Origin of the sequence: Acrocarpospora macrocephala (genome assembly GCF_009687865.1) — a bacterium.
Lineage (GTDB): Bacteria > Actinomycetota > Actinomycetes > Streptosporangiales > Streptosporangiaceae > Acrocarpospora > Acrocarpospora macrocephala.
This window is the reverse complement of the sequence record NZ_BLAE01000081.1, coordinates 38,626-50,801: the sequence shown is the minus strand read 5'-3', so window position 1 is coordinate 50,801 and position 12,176 is coordinate 38,626. Positions and strand designations below refer to the sequence as shown.

11 protein-coding genes and 1 pseudogene are annotated in these 12,176 nt (G+C 68.0%); 6 read left to right on the top strand and 6 right to left on the bottom strand.

Annotation, left to right across the window (positions count from 1 at the left end; genetic code table 11):
• A pseudogene (locus Amac_RS46145) lies at window positions 1-1,872 on the bottom strand (DUF222 domain-containing protein); the annotation flags it as partial.
• Between the two features lie 785 nt (window positions 1,873-2,657).
• On the opposite strand from Amac_RS46145, the gene Amac_RS46140 reads away from it, so the two are divergent.
• Window positions 2,658-2,876 (top strand): hypothetical protein, encoded by a 219-nt coding sequence (locus Amac_RS46140; RefSeq protein WP_155360785.1) that lies wholly within the window; start codon window positions 2,658-2,660, stop codon window positions 2,874-2,876.
• A gap of 98 nt (window positions 2,877-2,974) precedes the next feature.
• Here Amac_RS46140 and Amac_RS57585 read toward each other — a convergent pair whose 3' ends face one another.
• The 4 genes from Amac_RS57585 to Amac_RS46125 all read right to left on the bottom strand — a co-directional run bounded on the left by Amac_RS57585 (window position 2,975) and on the right by Amac_RS46125 (window position 5,609).
• Window positions 2,975-3,097: a hypothetical protein gene (locus Amac_RS57585; protein ID WP_281356409.1), complete on the bottom strand. Its 123-nt coding sequence runs from the start codon at window positions 3,095-3,097 to the stop codon at window positions 2,975-2,977.
• Window positions 3,098-3,247: 150 nt separating this feature from the next.
• Window positions 3,248-3,622 (bottom strand): hypothetical protein, encoded by a 375-nt coding sequence (locus Amac_RS46135; protein WP_155360784.1) that lies wholly within the window; start codon window positions 3,620-3,622, stop codon window positions 3,248-3,250.
• Between the two features lie 136 nt (window positions 3,623-3,758).
• A complete protein-coding gene (locus Amac_RS46130; protein ID WP_155360783.1) occupies window positions 3,759-4,886 on the bottom strand; it encodes a steroid 3-ketoacyl-CoA thiolase in 1,128 nt (375 codons plus the stop codon).
• Between the two features lie 60 nt (window positions 4,887-4,946).
• Complete coding sequence (locus Amac_RS46125) at window positions 4,947-5,609, bottom strand: TetR family transcriptional regulator (RefSeq protein ID WP_246269138.1); 663 nt, start codon at window positions 5,607-5,609, stop codon at window positions 4,947-4,949.
• A 204-nt stretch (window positions 5,610-5,813) separates the two neighbouring features.
• On the opposite strand from Amac_RS46125, the gene Amac_RS46120 reads away from it, so the two are divergent.
• Genes Amac_RS46120 through Amac_RS46100 form a run of 5 tightly spaced genes read left to right on the top strand, consistent with a single transcriptional unit; the run spans window position 5,814 to window position 10,514 of the window.
• Window positions 5,814-6,875 (top strand): acyl-CoA dehydrogenase family protein, encoded by a 1,062-nt coding sequence (locus Amac_RS46120; protein ID WP_155360782.1) that lies wholly within the window; start codon window positions 5,814-5,816, stop codon window positions 6,873-6,875.
• Complete coding sequence (locus tag Amac_RS46115) at window positions 6,875-8,029, top strand: acyl-CoA dehydrogenase family protein (protein ID WP_155360781.1); 1,155 nt, start codon at window positions 6,875-6,877, stop codon at window positions 8,027-8,029. The genes Amac_RS46120 and Amac_RS46115 overlap by 1 nt, the downstream gene beginning before the upstream one ends.
• A complete protein-coding gene (locus tag Amac_RS46110) occupies window positions 8,026-8,928 on the top strand; it encodes a bifunctional MaoC family dehydratase N-terminal/OB-fold nucleic acid binding domain-containing protein (RefSeq protein ID WP_155360780.1) in 903 nt (300 codons plus the stop codon). The genes Amac_RS46115 and Amac_RS46110 overlap by 4 nt, the downstream gene beginning before the upstream one ends.
• A gap of 1 nt (window position 8,929) precedes the next feature.
• Window positions 8,930-9,322: a MaoC family dehydratase gene (locus tag Amac_RS46105; protein ID WP_155360779.1), complete on the top strand. Its 393-nt coding sequence runs from the start codon at window positions 8,930-8,932 to the stop codon at window positions 9,320-9,322.
• A gap of 31 nt (window positions 9,323-9,353) precedes the next feature.
• Window positions 9,354-10,514, top strand: a complete 1,161-nt coding sequence (locus Amac_RS46100) for a lipid-transfer protein (RefSeq protein ID WP_155360778.1) — start codon at window positions 9,354-9,356, stop codon at window positions 10,512-10,514.
• Here Amac_RS46100 and Amac_RS46095 read toward each other — a convergent pair.
• A complete protein-coding gene (locus Amac_RS46095) occupies window positions 10,511-11,986 on the bottom strand; it encodes a hypothetical protein (RefSeq protein ID WP_155360777.1) in 1,476 nt (491 codons plus the stop codon). The two genes, Amac_RS46100 and Amac_RS46095, sit on opposite strands and share 4 nt — an antisense overlap.
• Window positions 11,987-12,176: the final 190 nt, after the last annotated feature.

Here is a 12,176-nt window from a genome sequence, read left to right as displayed (position 1 = left end):
CTGCCCGGTGGCGATCAGCAGTCCGGGTGCCAGCCGGTCCGGCGCGTGCCCACAGGTCCTGCACGCATCCCCCACCGGCCCCTCACCCGTGCCCGCGCTGCCGGCACCCGTCCCGGCCGAACCCGCATCAGCGCTGCCGACACCTGCCCTGGCCGAACCCGCGCCCGTACTGCTGGCACCGGCTCCGGCTGAACCCGTGTCTGTGCTACTGGCACCGACTCTGGCTGAACCTGTGTCCGCGCCGTCGGTACCTGCCCTGGCCGAACCGGTGTCTGTGCTGCTGGTATCGGCTCTGGCTGAACCTGTGTCCGCGCTGCTGGCACCTGCCCTGGCCGAACCCGTGCTCGCGCTGCTGGTACCGGCTCTGGCTGAACCCGTGCCCGTGCTGTCGGCACCGGTTCCGGCTGAACCCGTGCTTCCAGTCTGGCGAGGGCCGCTCGCGCGGCAGGTCGGGCGGTCACCGGCCGGAGGTGTCCCGGGCCGAGTATCGCTGGAGCCGGCGGTGTGGGCGTTGGCTGTGTCGGGGTTAGCGGTGTCGGGGTCAGCGGTGTCGGCTGCGGCTGTGTCGGGGTCAGCGGTGTCGGCGCGTCCGGATGCGCTCGGTGAGGGCGGCGCCCCCGTGCCTGGTGTGGCGGGTGTGCCGGGCGCCGCGGTGGAGGCCGTATGGGTGGAGTTGGCGTCATGTGTGGGGTGGCCGGTGGTGGGGTGGTCGCCGGTGGTGGGGTGGTCGGTGGGGAGGGATTCGGCGCGGACCAGGACCAGCAGTTCGGTGGTGACCTTCTTACTCAACAGCGCCGACAGCGCGTCGGCCTGCCGGAGCCGGAGCGGGCGGTCGTCGTCTTTGCCTTTCGGCCGGGCGTAGGCGGTGAGGAACTCACGCAGGCGGGCGCCGGCCTCCCGGGGCAGCCGGAACTCCCCCTCCACACCGCCAGTACTGGACGGGCGCACCAGCAGGAAACGGGCGGCGTAATCGGTTTCGGCGTCAGCCTCCAGAGTGCCCGGGTCCAGCAGCTCCCGCAGGTACCGCCCCGCCTTGCCGATCTCCGCCGGGGACGCGCTGTCGGCCAAATCCAGCAGGATCGGCTCGGCCAACGCCGCCTGCGCATCGTTCAGGTGGGTGGTGACCTGGCTGATCGCCTCGACCGACCCCTCAGCCAGCGTGCCGGACGCGAACCGATCCCGGACCAGAGGCAGCCGAGCCAACTGCATGGCCAGCCGGATCAGACGGGAGGCGCCCGCATCGCTCATCCCCGCTGAGGCGCGCAGCCACGTCCCGGTCGAAGCGTGCCCGCCGCTGCCGGCACTCCTGGCCTCACCGGTCGCATGCACCCGCCCCACCCGCGCGGCGATCGCCGAGCTCAACCGATCCTGCGCGAACAGCAGATCCTCCGTCTCACCCACGCACAACCCGCAGCCCTCCGGCAGGTCGGTCACCGCAATCCGGGAGGCGAGCTGTCGCATCTCGGCCACCAGCACCCCGGAATCCCCCGGCTCGGCAGAGCCCTCCGGCCCCGGGCAGGCGCCGCCGGTGCAGCGGCCAGCGTCAGTGGAACGGCCAGCATCAGTGGGGCTGTCGGCCGAAGGGCCAGCCTCGGTGGAGTGGCCGGCGCCTGTGGAGGAGTCGGTGTCGGGGGAGCGGCCGTGGAGGAACTGCTGCCGTGCGTTCTGCTGCCCTGCGTCGCCGTCTGCCTCGCCGTATATGTTTTCGCCGTACATGTTGCCGTATGTGTCGCTGTAGGCGTCGTCGGCGGAACGCTGGGGCGGGACGTAGTCCGGGTCCAGCACCGTGCCCTTCAGGAACGCGGGCAGCTCGCGTCCGCGGGCACCCCCCGCACGGGAGGGATCCAGCACGTCGAGCGGAGACCCGAGCATGGAAGGCGCCCCCCTTTCGCACCGGTGGATCCGAACAACTACCCTCACGCTATCGGGCGGCTACGACAAAACCCGGCCTTGATCCACGACAAAACCGCAGGTCACGCATCCCGTGAAAAGATCTACCCACCACCACCCCCGGGTTGAGAGAGTTCCCCGATCCTGGGACAGCGGGTGAAGCGCCGCAGGTCACCGGATGATCGCCTACAGCATGGCGTGGCCGGAAACGCAACAAGACCCCACAGAACGGCGGTTACCACACACAACCGATCAACGGGTCGATCAACGGGATCTCGTTGTCCGTGCAGTCGGCCACACTGCCGGTCCTGCCCGCCATCCACGCCATCGCCAACCACTCTGACCAGCACGGACAGGTGAGCAAAGGGCGGCGAACCCGTGCACATCACCGACCCCCGCCAGGCCTGGGCGCTCCTCTTCCCGGCTGGCGGGAACCAGCCCGGCCTGTTCGACCAGCTCGACACCCTGGCCTGGAACCTGGCCTGGAACCTGGCCTGGAACCAGGTCCCAATCTCCTCGACGACGGACGACGGACGACGGACGACGGACGACCGACGACCGAGGCCGGATCGGGATCCCATACCATCCAGGTCCGACCCGCCCCGCCCACAACCCGGTTCCCGCACCTCAAACAGGTGTACCTCGTCGAACCTCACGCCTTCGACCTTGAACTGCAAGCCCTTGCCGGGCGTGGCGGTGCCGGGCGTCACCAACCCGACCGTGACGCCAGCTGGTCCCCGCCGCCTGGCCGAACTCGTCCACGGCCAGTGGCCATCGACAATCGCGATCATTACGTCCGGGACGTAACCGTCGGGGAGGACCGCTGCCGGGTTCGCACCGCCTCGGCCCTGTCGATCCCGGCCACCATGCGTAGCTACGCGATCGGCGCGCTACGCCTGCTCAACTTCACCAACACCGCCGACGGAACCCGCTGGGCCCGCGACGACTTTCACAACCCGCTGATCGCTCTTGGTCTCACCGTCTGAGAACTCCTTCAGCTCTGCAGGCCGTCCTCGCGTTCTATTGTCCCAACAGGAATGCGGAGTGGACCGCGACGACCCACTCCACGAATTCGCTCCGGCCTTTAACCGTTCGTGTTCTTGGCATGCACCACGATGGTGAACCAAACACAGGTGATGACCTGACACTGGCGCAGCCCCGGGGCCTCCGTGGGCAGGAGCTCCAGCGCGCGAACGTCGATTTCCATGTGAACTTCACCTCTCATACGGTCGCCACGGCCGGACCACCCGTTCCCGGACCTGGCCGCAGCGTCTCTCCGGTTCCGTCTGTAGGCGTTCCACGAGGTTCCGTGACGTTCTATCACCCGGCCGGGGCGTAACAAAGGGCCGCCGCAAGGTCAGGGGATGCAGATGACTCTGTAGTCGGTGGGTTCGTTGTGGATTCGTACCCACTGGTACATGGCGCCTCGGAAAGTGTTGAACCGGCCGATGACGGAGAAGTTGCAGAAATTAGATCGCACGCAATCGGTGTCCTTATAGGGGTTGTTGTACGAACTCGCGCCCGGAGCGACCCCGGCGTACGGGCCTACGCATCCGCCGCCGCTGGTGTAGTTCTGCGACACCTGGATGTAATTGCTGGTCTCGTTGTGGACGCTTCCGCACAGCGGCCACGTGCAGTTCGCGTGCCGCAAACTCATACTGGTCGCCGCCTGCGCCAGTGCCGTGCCCGTACCCATCGTGGCCAGCACGAATACAGCAGCCACCGTACTCATACGGCGGACGCTCCCCGACGATGACATCTTCATGTGCGTTACCCCTCCGATTGAGCTGATCGAACGCGGTCAGCCGAGCATCGGACGCGCCGGTATAGGCGAGGTATAGCCCTTGGTTCAGGCGGCTTCTCGTGCGTCAGAGGCGTTCGAGGATGGTGGCGGTCGAGAGGGCGCCGCCAGCACACATGGTGACCAGGGCGGTGGTGGTGTCGGAGTGTTCCAGGGAGTGGAGGGCGGTGGTGATGAGGCGGCTGCCGGTGGCGCCGACGGGGTGGCCCAGGGCGATGGCGCCGCCGTTGGGGTTGACGCGGTCGAGGTCGGGGCGGTGCACGGTGGCCCAGGAGAGGACGACCGAGGCGAAGGCCTCGTTGATCTCGATGAGGTCCAGATCGGAGATGGCCATGCCGGTCTGGGCGAGGACCTTGGCGGTGGCGTCCACAGGGCCGTCGAGGTGGTAGTACGGCTCGGAGCCGACGAGGGCCTGCGCGAGGATGCGGGCCCGGGGGCGCAGCGACTGCCGGGCGGCGGCTTCCTCGCTCATGAGCAGGACGGCCGAGGCGCCATCGGAGATCTGCGAGGAGGTGCCCGCGGTGTGCAGAGCCTCCTCGCCGAGGATGGGCTTGAGACGGGCGAGGCCGTCGACGGTGGTTTCGCGCAGGCCCTGATCTCTGGTGATGGTTCCGTGCTCGGTGGTGATCGGGAGGATCTCGCGGTCGAAGCGGCCGTCGGCCCACGCTTTGGCGGCCAGCTGCTGGGAGCGGGCGCCGAAGGCGTCGAGCCGGTCGCGGGTGATGCCGCGGCGTCTGGCGATGCGTTCGGCGGCGGTGAACTGATCGGGGAGATCGATGCGCCAGTCGTCGGGGCGGGGGTTGGCGGGGAGCACGTTGCTGCCCAGGGGCTGGCGGCTCATCACCTCGACGCCGCAGGCGATGCCCACATCGATCACCCCGGCCTGGATGAGCGCGGCCACCAGGTGCACGGCCTGCTGCGACGAGCCACACTGCGCGTCGACGGTCGTCACCCCGGTCTGGTACGGCAAGCCCGCATAAAGCCACGCATGCCGCCCCACATGCCCGCCCTGCTCACCGGCCTGGGTCACGCACCCGGCGAACACCTGCCCCACCGACAGCGGATCGACCCCGGACCTCTCGATCAGGCCGTTGAGCGCCGCCGCGAGCAGGGCCTGCGGTTTCACCCCGGACAGCCAGCCGTTGCGTTTGCCGATCGGTGTCCGGATCGCGTCGACGATCACCGGCATGCCCATGCAGACCTCCAGAACATCACTCTGGAGGGAATGTAACCCGTTCTACTTTGGACCGAAAGCCTAGAAGTCCGCCAGCAGCCGGTCCGCCGCGATCTCGATGCGCCGCTGGATCTGCTCGTACGTCCTGCGGCTGCGCAACATCTCCAGCAGCTCGTGCACCCACACGCTGGACAGCGACCCGGCCAGCGCGAACTGCTCCTCGGTGGCGAGCTCGGGGGTGAGCCCGTCGGCCGCGACCCGCAGCAGCAGCCCGGTCATCCGATCGCCGAACGGGGTGTCCACCTCGGCCATGATCAGAGATCGGATCAGCGCGTCCGCCAGCTCAGGCTCCCGCATCAGCCCCCGGGTGGCGCGCATCAGCACGTCGACCGCCCGTCCCGCCGGGGTCGCCGCCTGCGGAGGCCGCCGCTCGATGCTCGACTCCAGCAGATCGAGCTCCTCGCCGACGACGGCGACCACCAGATCCATCTTGGACGGGAAATACCGATAGAGCGTGCCAAGTGCGACGCCCGCGCGTTCGGCCACCGTGCGCATCTGCATCGCCTCGACCCCGCCACGGGACGCCAGCGCCGCGGCCGCCTGCACGATCCGCTTGCGCCGTTGATGCTGATTCCGGGTACGGACACCATGGGCAGCGGAGCCGGGGGCGGAGGCCTGTCTGGGCACAGGATCAACGCCGGGGCCCACCTCGGCCACGTCCGTGATCACCCGTGTAGAGCGCATAAGAACACGTTATCTGATTTCCCTCCGTCCCGACTGGTTACTCACCGGTCACAAGCCACCACCAACACGCACGTATTTCACGATTTATCCACATGTAATGCCTGTGCAATCCGGCCCGGCTATGGACACGGAATAGAATCTGTTCTACTTTGCCTCTCGGTTGGCCTGAATCCAGTACGCCTGTGAGCACACCCTGGAGCGCCGGTGGACTTCAATCTGGACGAAACACAGACCGAGATCCGCACCCTCGCGGCCGACCTCCTCACCCGGGAGGCCACCCCGGCCCGGCTGGAGGCGTACGACAAGAGCGGCGAGCCCTACGACGCGGACCTCTGGCAAGCGCTCGCCAAAGCAGGACTTATAGGCATCTGCCTCCCCGAATCGGCGGGTGGCGCCGGATACGGCCCGGTCGAACTGGCGGTGATCCTTCGCGAAGCGGGCGCACGGGTCGCCCCCGTGCCCCTCGCCCCCAGCCTCGTCGCCGGCCTGACGATCGCCCAGCACGGGACACAAGCCCAGAAAGACGCCCTCGCCCCCCTGGCCGAAGGCGAGATCATCCTGACCTACGCCCTCAGGGAACCCGGCGCCGACCTCCAGGATCCCCCCAAGACCACCGCCACCGACAACCGCCTAACCGGCCGCAAAAGCCTCGTCTCGTACGCCGCTGAGTCCGCCGGAATCCTGCTGACCGCCGACACAGGCACCCACACCCAGCTCTATCTCGTCGACCCGGCGGACGTCACCATCACCGACGCCCCCCTCTCCACCGGCGAACCCGGCTCGGTGATCACCCTCCAGGACACCCCCGGCCAGCCCGTCGGCGACGCCGACGCGGCCGAGGCGCTCAAGCTCAACGCCCTCGCCGCGATCACCGCCACCGCCTCCGGCGTGCTCTCCGGCGCCCTCACCCTCACCACCGTCTACATCAAGACCCGCCGCCAGTTCGACCGCGCCCTCGCCGAATTCCAGGCCGTAACAGTGCAGATCGCCGACGTCTACATCGCCGGCCGCGCGCTCGACGTCGCCGTCTGGTCGGGCGCGTGGCGGCTGGCCCAGGGACTTCCGGCCGAGCAGGACCTGGCGATCGCGGCCTTACACACCGCCGACTCCGCGCTCCGCGCCCTTTACACCTGCCAGCACCTGCACGGCGGCATCGGCCTGGACGTCTCCTACCCGTTGCACCGCTACTTCGCCTGGGGCAAACACGCCGCCCACCTGCTCGGCGGCCCAGACGCCCAGCTGGACCTGATCGGAGCTCTGGTCTGATGTTCATCGAACTCAACGCCCAGCAGCAGGCCCTGCGCGATGAACTGCGCGAATATTTCACCACCTGTCTCACCGCCGAAGAGCGCAAGAAGATCGCCGAGGACCCGTTCGGCGAGGCGTACATGGCGCACTGCCGCCGCCTCGGCAGCGACGGCATGCTCGGCATGGGCTGGCCCACCGAGTACGGCGGCCGCGGCTACGGCCCGCTGGAACAGCAGATCTTCGCCAACGAGATCGCCCGCGCCGAGGTGCCGTACCCGATCATCACCCTGCAGACGGTCGGCCCGACCCTGATGCAGTACGGCACGGCGGAGCAGAAGGAGTTCTTCCTGCCGCGCATCCTCGCCGGGGAATGCCATTTCGCCATCGGCTACAGCGAACCGGGCGCTGGTACCGACCTGGCCTCGCTGCGCACCACCGCGGTCCGGGACGGTGACCACTACATCGTCAACGGCCAGAAGGTCTTCACCTCGGGCGCGCACTACGCGCAGTACATCTGGCTGGCCGTCCGCACCGACCCGGACGCGAAGAAACACCGGGGCATCACGATGATGATCGCCGACACTGACGATCCCGGCTACTCCTGGACCCCGATCGTCACGATGGACGGACGCCACCACACGAACGCCACCTACTACACCGATGTCCGGATACCGGTAAGCATGGTGGTCGGCGAGGAGAACAAGGGCTGGGATCTGATCGTCAACCAGCTCAACCACGAGCGGGTGACGCTGGGCCCGGCGGGCAACATCGCCCATACCTACCTCAGGTTCGAGCGCTGGGCCCGCGACACCGGCCTGATCGAACACCCAGCCGTTCGCCGAGCTCTGGCCCAGATATACGCATATTTCCGGACCAACGAGCTGCTCAACTGGCAGGTCGCCGCCAACATGGACCTCGGCTGGCTGGGCGCCCCCGACGCCTCCGCCACCAAGATCTACGGCTCGGAGCGCATGCAGGACGTCGGCCGGATCGTCGGCGAGACCCTCGCCAGATTGGGCGACCCCGCCGACGAGCAGACCCGCGACCTGATGGAGCGGGTGGACCGCGGCGTCAAGGGCGGCCTCGTCCTCACCTTCGGCGGCGGCGTCAACGAGGTCCAGCGCGAGCTGATCGCCATGCTCGGCCTGGGGCTCCCGAGGCCGCCCCGATGACCGACCTCCACGACCTGGCCGCGAAGGTCATCGCCGAAGGCGAGGGCCCGCGGCTGCCCACGCCCAGCCCGGTGGATCGCACGACGATCCGGCACTGGACCGAGGCGATGGGCGACACCAACCCGCGCTACCAGGGCCCCGACGCGATCGCGCCCCCCGCCATGATCCAGGTCTGGAGCATGGACGGCCTGAACGGCAGGAAGCGGACCCGCGCCCCTCTCGACGACCTGCTCGACGCCCTCGACGCGGCCGGATACACCGGCGTCGTGGCCACCAACTGCGAACACATCTACCACCGCCCGCTCGTCCCCGGCGAGGAACTCACCTCCGCCACCCGGACGACCGATATGACCGGCCTGAAGAAGACTGCGCTCGGTGACGGATATTTCGTGACCTGGCAGGTCACCTGGTACGCACAGGACGAACCGGTCGCGGAAATGATCTTCAGGTTGCTTAAGTTCCGCCCCCGGGAGGAAAGATCCCCCTCCGAGGGGCGGAAGCCGTACCCCCTGCGACCGGCGGTGAACCGGGACACGGAGTTCTTCTGGGAAGGTGCCAGGAGCGGAGAGCTCCGGATCCAGAAGTGCGGCGACTGCGGTGAGCTGCGACATCCCCCGGGCCCTGTCTGCCCGTCGTGCCGCTCTGTCAAGCGCACGTACGCGGTGGCGGCGGGCACCGGTGTGGTCTACAGCTACGTCGTGCACCACAACCCGCCGGTTCCGGGACGCGAGACGCCTTTCGTCGTCGCTGTTGTGGAACTGCCGGAAGGGGTACGGATCGTGGGGAACGTCGTGGACTGCGCACCAGCGGAGGTGGAGATCGGCATGCCCGTCCGGGTCACCTTCCGCGAGATGGACGACGAACTGACGCTGCCCTTGTGGACACCGGGAGAGTCCTGACATGCGAACGCTGGAGATGGCCGTCGGCACCACGCTCCCCGAGCTGGTGATCCCACTGACCCCGACCCTGATCATCTCAACCGCGCTCGCGACCCGCGACTTCACCCCCGTCCACCACGACGTCGAAATCGCCCGCGCTCAAGGCTCCCAGGACATCTTCCTCAACATCCTGACGACGATGGGCCTGATGGAGCGTTTCGTCACCGATTGGGCCGGCCCGGAGGCTCTGATCCGCGGCATCAACGTCAAACTCGGTGTTCCGGCGTACGCGGGGGATACCCTCACCTTCACCGGCACCGTCGCGGAGCGTGACGGCGACATCGGGACCGTCGACGTGCGCGGCACGGTCTCGCTGGGCGCCCACGCCACGGGCACAGTCCGCTTTTCTCTCTGAACGCTGTCCCCTCCGAAACGAGAGGTTCTCCATGGCTGGTACGGCACTCGCGGGCATCGGAGCGACCGAGTTCTCCAAGAACTCCGGCAGATCCGAACTCCAGCTGGCCGCGGAAGCGGTCTTCGCCGCCCTCGACGACGCCGGACTCGCCCCCTCGGATGTGGATGGTCTGGTCACTTATACGCAGGACAGCAACCAGGAGATCGCGCTCGCGCGTGAGGTCGGCATCGGCGATCTGACCTATTTCTCCAGGGTGCACTACGGCGGCGGCGCGGCCTGTGGCACGGTCGCGCACGCCGCGATGGCGGTGACCACGGGAGCTGCGGAGGTGGTCGTCTGCTATCGAGCGTTCAACGAGAGGTCCGGGCGCAGGTTCGGGCAGCCCGACGCGGGGCTCGGAGGCGAGCCGTCGTCGATGGGGCTGGAGATGAGCTGGCATGTGCCGTATGGGCTGATGACTCCGGCCGCGTGGGTGGCCATGTTCGCGCAGCGTTATATGCACGAATATGGCGTTAAATCCGAAGATTTCGGGCGGGTGGCGGTGGCGATGCGGCGGCATGCGGCCAGCAATCCGGCGGCCTGGTTCTATGAGCGGCCGATCACGCTGGCCGATCACCAGGCTTCGAAGTGGATCGTGGAGCCGCTGCACCTGCTGGACTGCTGTCAGGAGAGCGACGGCGCTGTGGCCCTCGTCGTCACCTCTGCCGACCGGGCGCGCGATCTTCGGTGCACCCCCGCGTTGATCTCGGCGGCGGCCCAGGGCGCGGGAGCCGGCCAGATGATGATGACCAGCTACTACCGCGATGACATGACCGGCCTAGCCGAGATGGGCGTAGTCGGCCGCAAATTGTGGGAAATTTCGGGACTCAGGCCGTCGGATATGCAGGCGGCCATTCTTTATGATCATTTCACCCCGTTTGTCCTGACGCAGCTGGAAGAACTGGGGTTCTGCGCCCGCGGCGAAGCCAAGGATTTCATCCGCGACGGCGGCATCGAGATCGACGGCCACCTCCCCGTCAACCCCCACGGCGGCCAGCTGGGCGAAGCGTACATCCACGGCATGAACGGCATAGCCGAAGGCGTACGCCAAATCAGAGGCACCTCGGTCAACCAGGTCGCCGACCTGGAAAACATCCTGGTCACCGCCGGCACCGGAGTCCCGACCAGCGGCCTGATCCTGACCCGAGGTTAGGGCGTCACCAGCGTCGGCACCGAGAAGAACACCAGCAGCGCGATGGCCAGGCAGATGGCGAACCCGATCAGCTCCCACAGCCAGTCGTAGTGGTGCTCGCCCACCTTGATCGGCTTGACCTTCCGCTTCCGCTTGCGCTGCCTCGGCCGCTCACTCTCGCGCCCGGCCTGGACGGCCCGCGCCAGCGCGCTGGGCGTGTCGTCCACCGTGGTCGTGCCACCAGGAAGATCGTCATCCAGCACCGGAAGCGTGGCGGCAGCCTCGACCCGAACCTCCCGAGGAGTCTCTTCGACCCGAGCTTCCTCGGCAGCAGCCGCGCCCACCGGCTTGGCCACGGGTTCCACCGTGGGCGCTACCGCGACTTCGACCTTAGCGTCGGCCTTGACGTCGACATTCGCTTCGGCCCGGGATTCGGCCGGGGCATCGAGCCTGGCATCGACTTGAGCGTCGGCCCTGGTTCCGGCTTCGGGCTCGGCCGAATTTCCAGCCACCTCCTCCGCTTCCGTGGGCGTGAAGGCGTCGAACGACTCCATCTTCTCGAAGGTCGCCAGACCCTCCTCGACCAGCGCCTCCACCTGGTCGACCGGCCGCAGCGGAGCCTTCGGCGCGATCCGCTTCCGCCGGGGATAGGTATCCGACAGCACCCGCAGAATCGACCCGCGGATCCGCGGCATCGGCTCGGTCGGCGCCTCGTGCCGCCGCCGCCCCTGCGGCTTGACCTGCTCGGCGGGCTCCGCGAGCCCCTCGGCCTGCACCAGGCAGGCGTTGCTGACCTCGTCCGGAGACTTCAACGGCAACGGCCACACCGGCGTGGTCGGCCATAACTTCTTGGTGATCAGACCAGAGGGTTGCGCCGCCGACGGCTCCTCAAAAGGGAGCGCCGACAGCACGCGCTGGCGTACACCGTGGGCGGGCTGCCGCCACGGCAACCGGGCCAGCACGTCCTCGATCGGGGCGACGCCGATGGCGTCGTAGATCTCGGCCACGTCCGGCGGAACGAACGGAGCCTCGCGGGCGGCGGTCACGGCGGTCGCGAGGGTCTGGCCGAAACGGTTCCTGGCGCTGGTGGTCAGCTCGGTGGCGGTGTCGACGGCCACGTCGAGCACCCAGGAGAGCTCGCTGACGTTCAGCCCGCAGACCGCGGACAGGAGCAGCACCTCGCGCTGGTGCGGCCGGATGTCCCGGAACACGCGCTCGATCAGCGCGGTCGCCGGGTCGGCCACCGAGTCGACGGCGGGCAGGGCGTAGCTGACGTCGCGACGGTAGATCTCGCGGCGGGCGAGCGCGTACAGGGCGGCACGCTGCGGCTCGCTGCCGGGAACGCTGGTGAGCACGGCCACCAGGGCGTCGGCGGCGGAGGCGGTTTCACCGAGCTGATCGTGACAGTACGCGAACAGCCCGGCGGCGTGACGCTCGTAGAGCTCGGCGATCAGATCGCTCCGGGAGCGATGACCGGTGAGCGGTTGTGTCACGGCCGGTACCTCTGGGGTTCCTGTGGAGGGATCGTAAGAGCAATCATGCCAAGGTCGCGCCCTCCGGCGCACTATATAGCCGCCTTTTTGATTGGATATTTGGTGCGGCTTATCGATAGATCATTCCGAAGTTCCAATTAGGTTGCCCCAGGCGACAGAACAGACAGCCGCCTCGTAGGCTGGCTGGCGA